A 15578-nucleotide genomic window follows, 5' to 3' on the forward strand; every position below is an offset into this window, starting at 1 on the left:
CGTTGCCCGGCACCCCCCTCGTGGTCGACGGCCACATGCACATCCTGGACGCGTCCTGGCTGCCCGAAGGGCTCCGCAGGGCGTGGGCGCGGCAGGCCGCGGGGCGCACCCACCCCGAGCGGGACCCCGCGGACATCCTCTGCCGCGTCGGGAAGGGGCAGAGCGACCCGGACGGCTCGCTGACCATCGCCGCCTTCGACACCGCCGGGGTGGCCGCCGGGGTCATGCCGGTCGTGGACTGGACGATCGTGGGCCGCCCCGTGGGGGAGCACCTGCCCATCCGCGACCTGCACGCCCGCTGCCAGTCTCTGGCCGACGCGGCGCCCGGCAGGCTCTTCTTCTGCGCGGGCATCGACCCGCGACACCCCGACGCCGCGCAGATCCTGGAGCACGCGGCCGGGATGGGGAACTGCCGCGGCGTGAAGCTCTACCCGGCGGCGGGCTGGGCGCTGGCCGACCCGGCCCATTCCTGGCTGTTCGAGCGGCTCGTCGAGATGGGCCTGCCCGCCGTCGTCCACACCTCGCCATTGGGCGGTGACCCGCTGCAGACCGTACGCTCGCGGCCCGCCGAGGTGGCCGCGCTGCTGGCCAGGTACCCCACGCTGACCGTCGTCTTCGCGCACGCGGGCATCGAGGCATGGTGGGCGGAGGCGCTCGACTCGGCCACCGGGTGGCAGCGGGCCTATCTGGAGCTGTCGCTGTGGCAGCGGTGCGCGTTCGCCGACTACGCCGAGTTCCGCAGGCGGGTCGCCAGGATGCGGTCCCAGCTGGGGGCGCACCGGCTTGTCTTCGGCTCCGACATCATCCGCGGTACCAAGGAGGACCCCCGGGGCGAGGAGCTCGTGACCTGGATCGATAGGGTCATCAGCCTCGCGGAGCCGTTCGGGGGAGAGCCACCGGTGCTGTCCGCGGAGGAGCTGGCTCTGTTTTTGGCCGCTAACGCGGTCCGTGTTTTCGATCTCAGGGAGCTTTCATGAGCGACACGATGGGAGAGGTCTTCGAGAAGGCCGGCAGGCGCTTCGCCGCACGCGTCGCGGTCGAGTCGCAGGGCGTCAGCCGGACCTTCGCCGAGGTTCTGGAGGCGGGCAGACGGCTGGCCAACGCGCTGCGCGACCGCGGGCTGGAACCGGGTACCCACGTGGCCGCGCTCCTGGAGAACCGGATCGAGTCCCTTGAGATCTACGTCGGGCTGGCCCTCGGTGGCTACCCCGTGGTGCACGTCAACGACCGGCTGACCGCCGACGAGATCGACTACGTGCTCACCGACTCCGGGGCGCAGGCCCTCGTGCACACCGACGGGGTCGCCGCCACGGTGCGGCGGACCCGGTCGGCATCGAGGCTCAAGGCGTGGTTCGCCGTCGGCTCCCCCCTCCCCGACGGCGCCGAGTCCTACTCCGAGGCGTTGCGGCGGGCGAGTGACGCGCCGCTGCCGCACACCGCCGCCCCGGAGGACATCGCCATCATCGGCTACACCAGCGGTACCACGGGTTTCCCCAAAGGGGCGCTCGCCTCGCACCGCGCCGTGGTGGGCTGCACCAAGCTGGTGCCCTACGCCTATCGGCTCCCGCTGCACGGGCACTGCGCGTTTCCCGGCGCCTGGTCCTTCGTGTCGGGCATCTGGGGCGTCATCTTCCCGCACTTCTACACGGGTGGCACGGTCTCCTTCATCCCGGGTGCCACCCCCGAGGAGTGGGGCAGGCACATGGTGGAGCGCGGCTCGACCTTCACCCTGGGCCTCACGCCACTGATCCCCGGCCTGCTCGAAGCGCTGCGCCTGTACCCCGAGGTGCTCGACACCCTGCAGACCGTGCTCCACTCCGGTGGCCCGCTCCCGCCGGAGCTGGCCGGTGAACTGGTGGACGTGATCGGCGACCGGCTGGTGGAGACGTGGGGCATGACCGAGGTCGTCGGCCCGATCACCATCACCAACCGCCAGGACTGGACCGGCCGAACCCAGGCCAAGGACATCTTCGCCTCGGTGGGCCGTCCGCTGCCGACGGCCACGGTCCGGGTGGTGGACGGCGATCGTAAACCCGTCCCCGTGGGCCAGGTCGGCGAGCTCGCCATCGAGTGCGACACCATGTTCTCCGGGTATCACGGGCGGCCGGAGAAGACCGCGGAGGTGCTCGTGAACGGCGAGTACTTCACCGGCGACCTGGGCTACCAGGACGAGGCCGGATATTTCTACGTCACCGGGCGTTCCCAGGAGCTGATCATCAGTGGCGGCGCGAACGTGTACCCGGCGGAGGTCGAGCGGGTTCTGCTGTCCATGGACGAGGTCGCGGACTCGGCGGTGTTCGGCCTGCCCGACGAGCGGTGGGGCGAGGCCGTCTCGGTCGCCATCGTGGTCCGGAAGGGGCACACCCTCACCGAGTCGCAGGTCGTCGAGTACGTCCGGGAGCGACTCGCCGGATACAAGAAGCCGCAGAAGATCTTCTTCGTGGACGAGCTGCCCCGCAACTCCAGCATGAAGATCATGAAGCATGTGCTGCGCGACTCGTTCTTGAACAGCGAAGGGACCGCATCGTGAAGATCGGCATCAGTGAGTGGTACCCGGGAGCCGGCCACCGCGCCGGACGCTGGTCCATCGAGTCGGCCCAGCTCATCGAGGAGCTCGGTTTCAACTCGGTCTGGCTTCCCGAGCACGTCGTCTTCATGCCGCGCTACGACTCCAGGTACCCGTACGAGGAGTCGGGCGCGACCGAGGTCAACGCCACCCGGGGGGTGCACGACCCGCTCGTCCTGGCCGGCGCGATCGCCGCCGCCACCGAGCGCGTCCGCATCGGCACGTACGTGATGGTGATCCCGCAGCGCAACCCGATCGTCACCGCCCGGCAGATCGCCAGCGTCGACCAGCTCTCCAACGGCCGGTTCAGCGTCGGCGTCGGTGTCGGCTGGTCGGCCGAGGAGTACGCGGTGCTGGACGTGCCGTTCGAGCGCCGCGGCGCGCGCATGGACGAGTACCTGCGCGTGATGAAGGCGACCTGGGCCGAGGACGAGCTGACCGAGTTCCACGGCGAGTTCGTTGACTTCCCGCCGCTCTACGCCTTCCCCAAGCCGGTGCAGCGCCCGCACCCCCCGATCATCGTCGGCGGCAACAGCCCGGCCACGCTGCGCCGCATCGTGGAGCTGGGCGACGGATGGGCCGGCTACAGCCAGAGCTACGACGACATCGCCCGCTTCACCGAGGAACTGGAGAAGCGCCTGACGGCCGCGGGGCGCAGCCGTGCCGAGGTCTCCCTGCGCGTCGGCCGGCGGGCCAAGGGGAAGACGGAGAAGGACTGGGAGGACGACGCCGTCTACATCCGCCGCTGCGCCGAGCTGGGGCTCGACGAGGTAGTGGTCTCCCCGCGCATCGGCGACGAGAACTACGAGCGCGACATGACCCGCTACGCCGAGATCGTCGGCCTCCGCTAGGGCGGGGAGTGTCGACTTGACGGCTCTGGCACGCCTGCGGCCCCTACCACCTGGGACCGGCTTCGGTGATCACAGGAGGCCGGGGCGGGGCCGCGGGGGTCCGGCCGCCTCCGTCCGCGCATGCCGTGGTGGTCAGCGGTACCCCCGCGAGGCCACGACGACCGCCCTCATGGCGCCGCCACCGGCAGCAGCCGCCGCTCGGCGAAGACGCGTTTGGCGACGGACACGGCGTTGAGAGCCTTGGGGAAGCCGCAGTACACCGCGCTGTGGATCAGCGCTTCGACGATCTCGGTGGCGGACAGGCCCACGTTCAACGCCGCGTTGATGTGCACCTCCAGTTGTGCCTCGCATCCGCCCAGCGCCGTGAGCATGCCGAGGGTGACCAACTGGCGCTGGTCGGGGCGCAGGCCGGGACGGGAGTAGACCTCGCCGAAGCCGTAGGCCACGATGTGCCGGGCCAGATCGGGGGCGATGTCGCGCAGCGAGTCGATGACCCTGGCGCCCGCTTCCCCGTCGACCGCGTTGAGGACCTCCAGGCCGTGCCGGTAGCGGGCCTCTGCTCCGTTCACTGCTCCTCCAACAGGTTTCGGTAGTGGGAGATCTTCCTGTCCAGCGCGCGCAGGTTCGCCCGAAGGTCACGGATGCGCCGGTCGACGATCTGGCGGTGCTCGCTCAGCAGGTCCAGCCGAGCGGGCACACTCTCGTTCCCCAGTCGGCGCAGGTCGGCGAAGAGCCGCATGTCGGCGATCGACATGCCGGTGTCGCGCAGCCGGAGCAGGAAGGCGAGCCAGTCCAGATCGGCGGCCGCATAGCGGCGGACCCCCGCGGGAGTGCGCCGTACGGCGTCGATCAGTCCGGCCTTCTCGTAGTAGCGCAGGGTGTCGGCCGACAGGCCCGTCCTGCGGGCCACCTCCGCGATCGGCAGGGCCTCCACCTGAGCGTCTCCGGCGACAGGCGGTTCCGATGTCGCTTTCATGCGAACGAGGCTAGGACTTGGAGCGCGCTCCACCGCAAGCATGGCTGTGAACTGCGAGAACCTGCTTTTCTGTCGAGGTCATAGCGTACCGAATGCCGTTGAAATCGCCTTCGCAGGCCAGAAGCAGTACATCTTCTTGGTTGACGACCACGTGGCGGATCCTCATGCGGCGAGTTCCTTCGCGGCGGCACGGATCTCGTCCAGCAGGACCACGAGATCGTCCTCGGTGGCGGCCGGGGGGAGGACGCAGGCGCGCAGTGCCGCCGTTACCCCCCGGGCCGCCGCGAACAGGGGTACGCCCCTGTGATTCGGCCTTTCGAAACGCGCCATTACAGGATGTTGTAATTCTTGTAAAGAGCGATCGTTTACGAACACCCATGCCGATCTTGACGAAGATCCGTTCCGGCATATCAGGTTATTTCGTTTCATTGTTAGGCGATGGCAGAAACCTGCCATGAGAGGCATCCCCCAGACAAAGGCAGAGCCCATGGTCAAACGAGCCCTCGCAGCCATCGCCCTCTCCCTCGTCACATTACTCGGATTAACACTGCCCGCCTACGCGGTGACACTGGAGCAAAAGCTCGCCGCACTTTCCGGTTTCAGCCAGCCCACGGCGTCCAGCGCCGCCAGTTGGCGCTCTGCCTGGCAGAACCAGGCGGGCTGGGCGGACTACGCCTTCGACTGGTCGACCGACCTCTGTTCGAGCAGCCCTGACCAGCCACTCGGCTTCGACTTCAGAATGCCGTGCCGACGTCACGACTTCGGCTACCGCAACTACAAGGCGGTGAGCCAGTTCCCGGCGAACAAGGCGCGCATCGACGACGCGTTCTACTTCGATATGAAGCAGGTTTGCGCGGGATATTCCACTATCCCCAGGAACACCTGCAACGGCCTCGCCTGGACCTATTACCAGGCGGTCAGGGAATTCGGCACCCTCAACGTCACCGAGGCGCAGATCGAACGCATCCGCCAGACCGCCGAGCAGGCCGCCCAGACCACCGAGATGTGACCCGTCCCCGCGGGATCACTCCCACCCGCTGACCGCCGCCGGGCCGGTTACGTGCTGGCCCGGCACGCCCCGGGGGCAGCCGTGGCGACGGCCGGCTCGAACTCCCCGCGTACGGCCGGACTCCCGGTGAATGTTCGCATCGGCCGGGCTTAATCCATGTCGACGTTGTCGAGGAGTCGAAGGAGGCGCGAGAGCACTTGGACGCAGGCGGTGACCTCGGCGTCGGTCAGGTCGCCGCCGACCTGGCGCAGCACCGTGCGCTCGCGGTCGATCACGGCGGTGATGGCGGCCTGGCCCTCCTCGGTCAATCGGATGAGGGAGGACCTCTTGTGCGCCGGGTTGGGGACGAACTCGACCAGGTGTCGCGCGGCAGCATCGTTGATCATGCGCTGCACGAACTGACGGCTCAGCGCCTGGGCCCGACCCATCTGGGGGACGGTCATGAGCCCGTGCTCGCGGAGCATGTTAAGCACGGCTCGCACCCCGACTGACAGCCCCTCGATGGGCGCGTCCTGTTCCACCTTGCGCTGGGCGCGCCGGTACAGCGGCCCCACCAGGTCGAACACCTCGATGAGCCGGTCGGCCAACTCTTCGGACGCCAGGCCGCGGTCTGTTTCGCTCACCTCACCATGATGACACCTAGGTTGTCATCTTTGGCCAATAATGACACCCTGGTTGTCATGAATGATCTGTTCTGGCTCGACACCGGCACTGGCCGACCCCTCGTCCTGCTACACGGCGGCTTCGTGGACCACGGCATGTGGGGTGACCAGATTCCGGTCTTCGCCTCGCGGTACCGCGTCATCGCGCCCGACGCCCGCGGCCACGGCCGGTCCGCCAACGCCACCGAGTCGTTCCGGCTCACCGACGACCTCGCCGAGTTGCTGCGCCACCTGGGCACCGGCCCCGCGATCCTGGTAGGAGTCTCCATGGGGGCGAGCGTCGCGGTCGACACCGCGCTGGAGCACCCGGAGCTGGTCAGCGCCGTGGTCGTCAGCGGCGCCGGGACCAGCGAACCGTATTTCACCGACCCCTGGACCACCCAGGCCATGGCCGTGTGGCACTCGGCGATGGCTGCTGGTGATCTTGATGCCTCGGTCGAGGGGTTCATGCTCTTCGCCGCGGGCCCGCACCGCACCCTCGACGATCTCGACCCCGAGGTTGTGAGCCGCCTGCGCCGGATGGCCCGGGGCACCATGTCCAAGCACACCGGCGACGAACCCAACCTGCTCGTCCCGGTGCGCGACACCTGGGACCGCGTCGCCAGGATCGACGTTCCCGTGCTGGCCGTCAACGGCGCCATCGACTCGCCCGACCACATCGGCATGGCCGAACGCCTCGTCCGCACCGTTGCCGACGGCCGCGCGATCTCGGTCGACGGGAGCGCCCACTACCCCAACATGGAGCGCCCGGACATCTTCAACGAGATCCTCGAAGACTTCCTGCGCACCGTGTGACCACACCGCCGGCAGTTCCGATCAGCCCGTTCCGGAACGCATCCGGCGCGGAAACGAATCACCGTGCGGTCGCGTCGATGACGGTGACTCCAGCGGCGAGCAGGCGGCTGGGCCGGAGTCCGAACATTTCGCCACCCTGGTGTCCGGTGGGCCATCGGTCGCCCCCGGCCAGTAATACCGGCTCCGGTTGGTGTCGCCGGTACGAGAAGATGCCGAGCGCGATTTTGTGACAGGCTTTCGCGCCAAATCTTCGGCGTCCCCTCGCCCGTCGAGACCTGGGCCGTAAGGCTTTCATTCTCCCCAAAAGCTTTCCCCCTTATTAGGAGACGTATAGCGTTATTTATCGGACCAAAGGTGGCTGGGTTCGTCCGCCTGTGAGGCCAGGGGAAGGGAATGCCGTGTCCGGTCCGCACCCGCTGGCCGAAGACGACCCCCGGCAGGTCGGTGACTATCGGCTGACCGGAGTGCTGGGCGAGGGCGGCCAGGGGGTGGTCTATCTCGGCCAGGCGCCCTCCGGACAGCCGGTGGCGGTCAAGACGCTGCACGCCCGGATGGTCGCCGATCCCGCGGCCAGGGAACGTTTTCTGTGCGAGGCCGAGATCACCCGCCGTGTTGCGGCCTTCTGTACCGCACGGGTCATCGACGCGGGGATCGCCCGGGACCGGCCCTACCTGGTCAGCGAGTACGTCCGAGGCCCTTCTCTGGATGAGCTCATCGCCCAGGACGGGCCGCGCACCGGCGGCGGGCTGGACCGGCTGGCGATCACCACCTTGACGGCACTGGCCGCGATCCATCGGGCCGGCATCGTCCATCGGGACTTCAAACCGAGCAACGTGATCATGGGGCAGGAAGGGCCGGTGGTCATCGACTTCGGCATCGCCCGCCTGCTGGAACACTCCACCACGGGATCCGCCCTGATAGGGACCCCCGCCTACCTGTCGCCCGAACAGCTCAGCGGACATCCGGCCGGTGCGGCCTCGGACGTGTTCGCCTGGGCCGCCACCATGGTCTACGCCGCCACCGGGCATCCGGCCTTCTCCGGCGCGATCCCGGTAGTGGTGATCAACGCGATCGTGACCCGCGAACCCGACCTGGCGGGCGCGCCCGACCGGCTGCGCCCGCTGCTGGCCGCCTGCCTGGCCAAGGATCCCGCTGCCCGGCCTGGCATCACCGACCTGTTCACCGCTCTCACCCACGAGACGCCCATAAAGGACCACTCCGGCCCGTCTTTCGAGCCTCCACATGCCCATGATCCGGTACCGCAGGCCGGTGCGTCGCCCGCAGGCTCCCGCGAAGTCAGGGCCGGGCCGGGCGCACCGCTGCTGATCTCCGCGTCATCTGATCGCCGGTCCTCCGCGGCCATCGGACACGGCGGGGCCGGCCGGATACCCGCCGCGGGGCCGAAACCGGACCCGCCTTTGACCGATGAGCCCCGTACCGCCGATCCCGGCCTCCCCATGGCGGTGCTCACGGCCGGGAGGCGCCACACCAGGCGCCGCCTGGGGACGGTCCTCGCGGCGGCCGTCGTTGTCATCCTGATCTCCACCGCCTTCTGGCTGAAGCCCGTCTTGACGGACATTCCTTTCGGCACCCTTATCCGCGAAACCTCCACCGGTCATCAGAAGTGGGTCCTGTCGGTGGCGGTGGGGCAGTTGGACGGTCGCCCGGTGGTGGTCTCCGGCGGCGGCGACGGCACGGTGCGGGTGTCGGATCTGGCCACCGGCACTCCCATCGGCGAAACCCTCACCGGTCACGAAGGGCCGGTCGAGTCGGTGGCGGTGGGGTGGTTGGACGGTCGCCCGGTGGTGGTCTCCGGCGGCGGCGAAGGCGATCACACGGTGCGGGTGTGGGATCTGGCCACCGGTGCACCGATCGGCAAACCCTTCACCGGGCACCAGAGCTGGGCCCTGGGCCTTGCGGTGGGGCAACTCGACGACGGCCGCCCGGTGGTGGTCTCCGGCGGCTACAAAGATCACACGGTGCGGGTGTGGGACCTGGCCACCGGTGCACCGATCGGCAAACCTTTCACCGGCCACCGGGGCTTGATCGAGTCGGTGGCGGTGGGGCGGCTGGACGGCCGCCCGGTGGTGGTCTCCGGCGGTGACGACGGCATGATGCGGGTGTGGAGTCTGGGGCCACCGTACCCACTGCCCGCTCCGTGACCAGGGTTCGGCTGGGCGGAGCCGAAGGCGTTCATTCCCGCCAAGCCGGGCCCGCTTAACGCCTGCGGAAAAGGGCCTTGAGCCGACCGAGCCGTGTGGGAGTTCCGGCAGGCATCGCGGACTTCCCGCTCACTCACACGTCCAGGGTCACCGCGCAGGTCCAGCCGCGGGGTTCACGAAGGAAGCGCAGGTCGTGCAGGGCGACTGCTTTGGGGAGAGCGCCGATCTGGGAGATGGTGGCGACATCGGCCATGTCCAGCCGCAGCCACAGCCCGCTCTGATCCTCACCCGCTTCGACGCCGCAGGGGATCCTCGCGGTGGTGTCCATGCGGTAGATCACCTCGTCGAGCGCTGTCACGAGCTGGTCCTCGGGGAAGCCGGGGCCGATGCGTACCGTCTGGACGGCGTCGCTTTCGGCGTGGCCGAGATCGGCGAAGCCTTCGATCATGGCGCGGATCGCTTCGGCGATGCACTCGGCGGCGGTGGGCGCCCACGCCTCGATGCGGGCGTCGGCGGTGTGGGGCAGGGCACGGTGGCCTTTCACCGGGATCAGCCCTTCACCACGCCGAGCGGGACCAGCCGGGCGACCCTGCGGCACAGGCCGGCTCCGACGCCGGCGGCCACCACGGCGTCGACGTCCTTGTAGGCGCTCGGAGCCTCCTCCGCCAAGCCGCGCCAGGACGAGCCGCGCACGGCGATGCCCTGCGCCTCCAGCAGGTCGCGAAGCCGGCGTCCGTCGATGGAGCGGGCGGCTTGGTGGCGGCTACGGGTGCGGCCGGCACCGTGGCAGGTGGAGTGGAAGGCATCTGCGCCGGTCACGCCGGTGAGTACGTGGGAGGCGGTGCCCATGGTGCCGGGAATGAGCACCGGTTGGCCGTAGGGTGCCAGATCGGCCGGTAGGTCGGGGTGGTGCGGCGGGAGTGCCCGGGTGGCGCCCTTACGGTGTACGCACAACCGCATCCCCTCGTGTACCTCGATCTTGGCGAGGTTGTGCGACACGTCGTAGACCAGGTCCACGGTGGCGCCGGTCACGTGGCGGAACGCTGTGCGGGTGGCCTCGGTGAGCAGTTGCCGGTTGGCCCTGCCGTAGTTGGCCGCGGCGGCCATCGCGCCCAGGTAGGCACGGCCCTCGCGGGATTCGACCGGGGCGCAGGCGAGCTGCCGGTCCGGGACGCTGATGCCGTAACCCGGCATGGCCTTTTCCATGACGCGGACATGATCGGTGCAGATCTGGTGCCCCAGGCCACGCGACCCGCAGTGGATCATCACGCATACCTGGCCGAGCCGGAGACCGAACGCGGCCGCCACCGCCGGGTCGTAGATCTTCTCGACCGCCTGGACCTCCAGGAAGTGATTTCCGGAGCCGAGGCTGCCGACCTGGACCAGGCCTCGTTCGATCGCGCGGGGGCTGACCTGTGCCGGGTCGGCGTCGGCGACCGCCCCGAAGTCCTCGCAGCGGTCCAGATCGCGGGGCAGGCCATGGCCGTGCTGTACGGCGTAGCCCGCACCGCCGTACAGCACCCCTTCGAGTTGCCCCTCGGAAAGCCGCCACAGCCCGCCTTGGCCGATCCCGCGGGGTGTGGTCCTGTCCAACTCGTCCATGAGCCGATTCAGCGTGGTGGCGAGTTGGTCGCGCTGGAGAGCGGCGGTGAGCAGCCGTACTCCACAGGAGATGTCGAACCCGACTCCGCCGGGTGAGACCACTCCGCCCGCGGCGATGTCGGTGGCGGCCACGCCGCCTATCGGGAAGCCGTACCCCCAGTGGATGTCGGGCATGGCGTAGGAGGCGCGCACGATGCCGGGCAGCATGGCCACGTTGACGACCTGCCGCAAGGCCTGCTCTTCGGGAAGCAGGTCACCGGAGGCGAACACGATCCCGGGGACCAGCATGTGCTCGTGCCGGTCGATCCGGAACCGGAAGGGCGTCTCCTGGATGAGTCTCGTGGAGGTGTCGTATCGCGTCATGTCTCGACCCGGCGCATCGGGGTGGCCGCCGCGAGTCCGTCGCCGATCCGCGTCACCGGCCGGTGCCTGCGACGGAACCGCGGCCGATCACCTGCTGGGGGGATGTGGAGGCGTGCCGACGGCTCATGCCGTGTCAACCCCCGCCCTTGACGAGGCCGGCGGCGAGCAACAGTTCGTGAGCGAGCCGCGCGGCCTGCTCGGGGTGCATCTGCCCGGGCTCCTGCATGGGGCCGGCCTCCATGCCCCGCGCGAGGACCAGATTGGCCTCGGCCAGCACCTGGATCTGCTTCTCGATCCTGCTGACCCGGGCCTTGAGAAGGTTCAGTTCGACCTCGAGCGAATGCGTTTCCCCGGACGCCGGAACCGTACTGGGTTTGGCCTGAGACATCAGATCCACCTCCCAGGAAGTGTTCTCCTTCTCACCCTTGCCGGGGCCGATACTCGCGGCACAGGGACTTACGTCCTTCGTTGGCCGGTCCTTAGGTCCCATCGACGAGGACCGTTCCGGTGCCGCCGGAGCCGGCGTGAGGGACGACGACCACTTGTCGATCATCTTCATAGATGATCCTGGTGCAGATTTCACCGGGAGCCGGCGATGTGCCCTCCTGATCGTCACGCTCCCCGGAGGTCATTGTGCACATGTCGCGCGACCCCGTGATCGCATCGCCTCCATGGATCTTCCGGCTCGGGCGTCCGCACCACCGCCGGATTGCCGCAACGCCGGCCTCAGCGGGGAGCCTGTGAGAGCGCGAGCTGCCGGAGGAAGACGGCGTTGGACGGTGACGTGCGCAGACCGTCGAGTATCCCGGTGAGCGCCTGCTCGTGGTTCAGGCCCGCGAGCACCTGCCGGAGCTTCCAGATGATCTCTCGCTCGTCGTCGGCGAGGAGCAGTTCCTCCCGCCGTGTGCTGGAGGAGGTCACGTCCACGGCGGGGAACAGGCGCTGCTCGGCGAGAGTCCGGTCAAGCCGCAGTTCCATGTTGCCGGTGCTCTTGAACTCCTCGAAGAGGTAGTCGTCCATCCGCGAGCCCGTCTCGACGAGCGCGGTCGCGAGGATGGAGAGCGAGCCGCCCTCCTCGGTCGCGCGGGCCGCGCCGAACAGCCGTTTCGGCTGGTGGACGGCGTACGCGTCGACCCCGCCCGTCAGCGTCCTGCCGCCTTTCGGGGCGATGACGTTGTACGCCCGGCCGAGCCGGGTCAGGGAGTCCATGAGGACGACGACGTCCCGGCCACGCTCGACGAGCCGTTTGGCCCGCTCGATCGCGAGTTCGGCGAGCGCCGTATGGTCACGTTCGGGCTGGTCGAAGGTCGAGGCGATCACCTCGCCGCGCACCTGCCGGCGGAAGTCGGTGACCTCCTCGGGGCGCTCACCCACAAGTACCACCATGAGGTGGACAGTGGGATGGTTCGCCGCGATGGCGTCGGCGATCGCCTTGAGCGCCATGGTCTTCCCGGTCTTCGGCGGCGCGGCGATCAGGCCGCGCTGCCCCAGGCCGACCGGGGTGATGAGGTCGATCAGGCGGGTGATCGGTGATCCCGTCTCCAGAAGCAGGCGGCGGCGGGGGTGGACGGGCGTCATGTCGGCGAAGTGCGGCCGTGCGCCGCCCGGCTCCGCGCCGTCGATCGACACCACCTCGGCCGGCTTGCCGTACGGCTTGCGCAGGAGTGCCGTGATCAGGTCGCCCGGGCGCAGGCCGAGTGCCTTCACCCGTGCGGCGGGCAGGCAGGCGTCGTCCTCGCCCGGGAGGTAGCCGCTCGCCCTGAGGTAGGCCCTCCCGTCGCGGACGTCGAGCAACCCGGTCACCTCCCGTTCTTCGGCGGGTGGGCGTGTGCCGTTCCGGGCTACCGGGGCGGTGGTCGTGGTGTTTCTTTTCGAGGGCTTGTCGGTGGTGATGGTCATGGGCGTGTCCTTAAGACCGGAAATGGGTGATGGAAAGGGGGATGCGCGCCTATTCGGCCCGATGGCGGGCATGGCGCGATGAAGTCCTGGCAGGCGGCGGGCGGTTCACGCGTACAAAGAGAGGTGCGTGATGACGCCGTCCGGTTGCCGAACGGGAAGTGACGCCCTCAGCAGTGGGCGAAAGCGGAATACCGACGCTCAGCGGCGGCTGGAGAAGGGCTCTGAATCGGAAAAGGGATCAGATCGATCACATCGACGAGCCATTTACACGGTAACACCATCCCCGGGGTCGAACGCAACCCAGGATCCTGGCGTACCACCTGCCGAGGACGAGAGACCCTCAGGCGGATGTGACGCTGGAGCGGCCCAAGCCGCGCGGCGCCACCGCCGCGGTCGAACTGATCGACCACCGGCTGAGAGTTCGCCGAACGGTACGCCGCCACCTATGAAGCCGGAACCCGCGCATCACCGATTTGCGCCGGCCTCCGGAGGCCACCGGGTGGCGTCGAGGAGGCGGGTGCCGAGTGTGCGCAGGTGTTCGATGAGTTCGGGTGGTTCGTGCACCTCGAAGGCGACGCCGATCTGCGCGACCCATATTGCGAGTTCGTCGAGGGAGTTCGAGCCGGCGTTGAGCACGCACGCATCGTCGCCGTCGGGTTCGACGGTCGCGACCGTCGGCGGCATCCGCGCGGCGATGACGTCGGCGGGGGCGTGCATCGTGAACCGGGCGCGGTAGCGGTATGGGCTGACCGAGATCCGCTCGGCGACGTAGCGGGCCAGGTCGCCGCCGGGTGGCTGCCGGGGAGTGAAGCGTGGCCCGTTCGGCGAGCACAGGCGCATCCGGTCGACGCGGAAGGTGCGCCAGTCGGACCGGGTGGTGTCCCAGGCGACCAGGTACCAGCGGCGGCCCGAGCTCACCAGCCGGTGCGGCTCGGCGGTGCGGCGGGCCTCGGTCCCATCGTGGGCGCGGTAGTCGAACCGCAGGCTGTCTCGGTCACGGATGGCCGCGGCGATCGCGGTGAGCACCGTCGGGTCCACGGCATCGGCCGTGTTCGCCAGCGGGAGGGTGGCCGTGCGCAGGGCGCCGACGCGGTGCCGGAGCCGGGGCGGGAGCACCTGCTCTAGTTTGACGAGTGCACGGACCGAGGTGTCCTCGATCCCGGCCACGCCGGAGACGGCGGCGGTGCCGAGTCCGAGGGCGACCGCGACCGCCTCGTCATCGTCGAGCAGCAGCGGTGGAACACCCGTGCCGGCGCCGAGACGGTATCCGGCCGTTCCCGCGGTGGCGTGCACGACGTACCCCAGCGCGCGCAGCCGGTCCACGTCGCGGCGGATGGTGCGGGCCGAGACGCCGAGGCGCTCCGCGAGCTCCGTGCCCGGCCAGTCCTTCGGCGTCTGCAACAGCGACAGCAGCCGCAGTAGCCGGGCCGATGTCTCCAACATGACGACCATCCTAGGACAGGACCTGACCTAACCGGCTCCTATCGTGGCAGACATGAACGGCGACACACAGATACACCGGTTCCGGATCGACATCCCGCAGGAGCGGCTGGAGGACCTGCGCGCCCGGCTGGCGGCGACACGCTGGCCGGACGAACTGCCCGGAGCGGGCTGGTCCTACGGGGTCCCGGTGGGCTACGCGCAGCAACTGGCCGAGTACTGGCGGACCGGTTTCGACTGGCGCGCCGCTGAGACGCGGCTGAACACTTTTCCGCAGTTCACGACGCGGATCGACGGGCAGGACATCCACTTCCTGCACGTCCGCTCGCCCGAGCCGGACGCGTTGCCGCTGATCATCACACACGGCTGGCCCGGCTCGATCGCCGAGTTCATGAAGGTGATCGAGCCGCTGAGTGACCCGGTCGCGCACGGTGGCGAGCCGGCCGATGCCTTCCATGTCGTCGCACCGTCGATTCCCGGATTCGGCTTCAGCGGGCCGACCACCGAGCCCGGCTGGGACCTGAACCGCGTTGCGCGAGCGTGGGCGCAGCTGATGAGCCGCCTCGGCTACCGGCGCTACGGCGCCCACGGCGGCGACAGCGGCGCGGTCATCTCACCGATGCTGGGCCGCGCCGACTCCGCGCACGTCGCGGGCGTGCACGTCAACGGCGCCCTCGGGTTCCCGACCGGCGACCCGGCCGAGTTCGAGGGACTCACCCCGGCCGAAATCGCCCGGCTCGGCCAATACCAGGACTCCGACCGCAGCGGCTATGCGATCATCCAGGCGACCCGGCCGCAGACCCTGGCGTTCGGCCTGCACGACTCACCCGCGGCCCAACTCACGTGGATCACCGAGAAGTTCAAGGAGTGGACCGACCCGGCCCACGAGCTCCCCGAAGACGCCGTGGACGTCGACCAGATGCTCACCGACATCAGCATCTACTGGTTCACCGGGACCGCCGCCTCATCAGCCCGCCTCTACAAGGAGACACAGGAATCATGGGGCGCCGCGTCCGGATACTCGGCAGTGCCCCACGGCGTCGCCGTGTTCCCCGGCGACGCCGGAGTCCGGAGCATCGCCGAACGCGACCACAACGTCGTGCACTGGTCGGAATACGACCGGGGCGGCCACTTCGCCGCCATGGAAACCCCCGACCTGCTCATCCAGGACATCCGGACCTTCTTCCGCCCCCTGCGATGACACGCGAAAACGTTCGCCGTTCGACCTGATCACGTCCGGGCCGGCCCACACC

The 15578-nt window shown here is 69.2% G+C and carries 16 protein-coding genes; 7 read left to right on the plus strand and 9 right to left on the minus strand.

All coding sequences use genetic code 11. From position 1 onward, the window contains the following. Positions 1 to 2 precede the first annotated feature (2 nt). Genes ABT061_RS00170 through ABT061_RS00180 form a run of 3 tightly spaced genes read left to right on the plus strand, consistent with a single transcriptional unit; the run spans position 3 to position 3417 of the window. The gene (locus ABT061_RS00170; protein ID WP_350911021.1) at positions 3 to 977 is read left to right on the plus strand and encodes an amidohydrolase family protein; all 975 of its coding nucleotides are present in this window, start codon (positions 3 to 5) and stop codon (positions 975 to 977) included. Beyond that, positions 974 to 2530 (plus strand): class I adenylate-forming enzyme family protein, encoded by a 1557-nt coding sequence (locus tag ABT061_RS00175; protein WP_350911023.1) that lies wholly within the window; start codon positions 974 to 976, stop codon positions 2528 to 2530. Before ABT061_RS00170 ends, ABT061_RS00175 begins: the two co-directional genes overlap by 4 nt. Then, positions 2527 to 3417, plus strand: coding sequence for an LLM class F420-dependent oxidoreductase (locus ABT061_RS00180; RefSeq protein WP_350911025.1), 891 nt, complete (start codon positions 2527 to 2529; stop codon positions 3415 to 3417). Before ABT061_RS00175 ends, ABT061_RS00180 begins: the two co-directional genes overlap by 4 nt. A gap of 167 nt (positions 3418 to 3584) precedes the next feature. Here the strand turns inward: ABT061_RS00180 and ABT061_RS00185 are convergent, their stop codons facing one another. From ABT061_RS00185 to ABT061_RS00195, 3 genes are all read right to left on the minus strand, one after another. Next, positions 3585 to 3986 carry a carboxymuconolactone decarboxylase family protein gene (locus ABT061_RS00185; RefSeq protein WP_350911027.1) on the minus strand — a complete coding sequence of 134 codons (402 nt, stop codon included), beginning with the start codon at positions 3984 to 3986 and terminating at the stop codon, positions 3585 to 3587. Then, on the minus strand, positions 3983 to 4393 hold the full coding sequence (locus ABT061_RS00190; RefSeq protein ID WP_350911029.1) for a MerR family transcriptional regulator: 411 nt from the start codon (positions 4391 to 4393) through the stop codon (positions 3983 to 3985). The genes ABT061_RS00185 and ABT061_RS00190 overlap by 4 nt, the downstream gene beginning before the upstream one ends. Positions 4394 to 4555: 162 nt before the next feature. Continuing rightward, a complete protein-coding gene (locus tag ABT061_RS00195) occupies positions 4556 to 4723 on the minus strand; it encodes a hypothetical protein (protein ID WP_350911031.1) in 168 nt (55 codons plus the stop codon). Between the two features lie 157 nt (positions 4724 to 4880). Between ABT061_RS00195 and ABT061_RS00200 the strand changes: the two genes are divergently transcribed. After that, positions 4881 to 5402, plus strand: coding sequence for a phospholipase (locus ABT061_RS00200; protein ID WP_350911033.1), 522 nt, complete (start codon positions 4881 to 4883; stop codon positions 5400 to 5402). A gap of 149 nt (positions 5403 to 5551) precedes the next feature. On the opposite strand, the gene ABT061_RS00205 is transcribed toward ABT061_RS00200, so the two are convergent. Beyond that, on the minus strand, positions 5552 to 6025 hold the full coding sequence (locus ABT061_RS00205) for a MarR family winged helix-turn-helix transcriptional regulator (protein ID WP_350911035.1): 474 nt from the start codon (positions 6023 to 6025) through the stop codon (positions 5552 to 5554). 57 nt (positions 6026 to 6082) lie between these two features. On the opposite strand from ABT061_RS00205, the gene ABT061_RS00210 reads away from it, so the two are divergent. Together ABT061_RS00210 and ABT061_RS00215 are read left to right on the plus strand one after the other, a co-directional pair. Next, a complete protein-coding gene (locus ABT061_RS00210; protein ID WP_350911037.1) occupies positions 6083 to 6859 on the plus strand; it encodes an alpha/beta fold hydrolase in 777 nt (258 codons plus the stop codon). A 398-nt stretch (positions 6860 to 7257) separates the two neighbouring features. Then, positions 7258 to 9021: a serine/threonine-protein kinase gene (locus ABT061_RS00215; RefSeq protein ID WP_350911039.1), complete on the plus strand. Its 1764-nt coding sequence runs from the start codon at positions 7258 to 7260 to the stop codon at positions 9019 to 9021. A 133-nt stretch (positions 9022 to 9154) separates the two neighbouring features. Here the strand turns inward: ABT061_RS00215 and ABT061_RS00220 are convergent, their stop codons facing one another. From ABT061_RS00220 to ABT061_RS00240, 5 genes are all read right to left on the minus strand, one after another. After that, positions 9155 to 9565, minus strand: a complete 411-nt coding sequence (locus tag ABT061_RS00220) for an archease (protein WP_350911041.1) — start codon at positions 9563 to 9565, stop codon at positions 9155 to 9157. Positions 9566 to 9570: 5 nt separating this feature from the next. After that, entirely contained in the window at positions 9571 to 10986 is a 1416-nt protein-coding gene (locus ABT061_RS00225) for an RtcB family protein (RefSeq protein ID WP_350911043.1), read from the minus strand. Between the two features lie 133 nt (positions 10987 to 11119). Next, positions 11120 to 11545 (minus strand): hypothetical protein, encoded by a 426-nt coding sequence (locus ABT061_RS00230; RefSeq protein WP_350911045.1) that lies wholly within the window; start codon positions 11543 to 11545, stop codon positions 11120 to 11122. A gap of 167 nt (positions 11546 to 11712) precedes the next feature. Further along, on the minus strand, positions 11713 to 12885 hold the full coding sequence (gene rho / locus ABT061_RS00235; RefSeq protein ID WP_350911047.1) for a transcription termination factor Rho: 1173 nt from the start codon (positions 12883 to 12885) through the stop codon (positions 11713 to 11715). A 465-nt stretch (positions 12886 to 13350) separates the two neighbouring features. Continuing rightward, complete coding sequence (locus tag ABT061_RS00240; protein WP_350911049.1) at positions 13351 to 14328, minus strand: helix-turn-helix transcriptional regulator; 978 nt, start codon at positions 14326 to 14328, stop codon at positions 13351 to 13353. Positions 14329 to 14380: 52 nt separating this feature from the next. On the opposite strand from ABT061_RS00240, the gene ABT061_RS00245 reads away from it, so the two are divergent. Next, positions 14381 to 15526, plus strand: coding sequence for an epoxide hydrolase family protein (locus ABT061_RS00245; RefSeq protein WP_350911051.1), 1146 nt, complete (start codon positions 14381 to 14383; stop codon positions 15524 to 15526). The last annotated feature ends 52 nt before the right edge of the window (positions 15527 to 15578 follow it).

The sequence above is a fragment of the Streptosporangium sp. NPDC002544 genome (assembly GCF_040295965.1).
Lineage (GTDB): Bacteria > Actinomycetota > Actinomycetes > Streptosporangiales > Streptosporangiaceae > Streptosporangium.

What these genes read in the sequence shown, in the direction of transcription:
- ABT061_RS00175 (WP_350911023.1), top strand. Translation starts at nt 974, where the DNA reads ATGAGCGACACGATGGGAGAGGTCTTCGAGAAGGCCGGCAGGCGCTTC.
- ABT061_RS00190 (WP_350911029.1), bottom strand. Translation starts at nt 4,393, where the DNA reads ATGAAAGCGACATCGGAACCGCCTGTCGCCGGAGACGCTCAGGTGGAG.
- ABT061_RS00195 (WP_350911031.1), bottom strand. Translation starts at nt 4,723, where the DNA reads ATGGCGCGTTTCGAAAGGCCGAATCACAGGGGCGTACCCCTGTTCGCG.
- ABT061_RS00200 (WP_350911033.1), top strand. Translation starts at nt 4,881, where the DNA reads ATGGTCAAACGAGCCCTCGCAGCCATCGCCCTCTCCCTCGTCACATTA.
- ABT061_RS00210 (WP_350911037.1), top strand. Translation starts at nt 6,083, where the DNA reads ATGAATGATCTGTTCTGGCTCGACACCGGCACTGGCCGACCCCTCGTC.
- ABT061_RS00225 (WP_350911043.1), bottom strand. Translation starts at nt 10,986, where the DNA reads ATGACGCGATACGACACCTCCACGAGACTCATCCAGGAGACGCCCTTC.
- ABT061_RS00230 (WP_350911045.1), bottom strand. Translation starts at nt 11,545, where the DNA reads ATGAAGATGATCGACAAGTGGTCGTCGTCCCTCACGCCGGCTCCGGCG.
- rho (WP_350911047.1), bottom strand. Translation starts at nt 12,885, where the DNA reads ATGACCATCACCACCGACAAGCCCTCGAAAAGAAACACCACGACCACC.
- ABT061_RS00240 (WP_350911049.1), bottom strand. Translation starts at nt 14,328, where the DNA reads ATGTTGGAGACATCGGCCCGGCTACTGCGGCTGCTGTCGCTGTTGCAG.
- ABT061_RS00245 (WP_350911051.1), top strand. Translation starts at nt 14,381, where the DNA reads ATGAACGGCGACACACAGATACACCGGTTCCGGATCGACATCCCGCAG.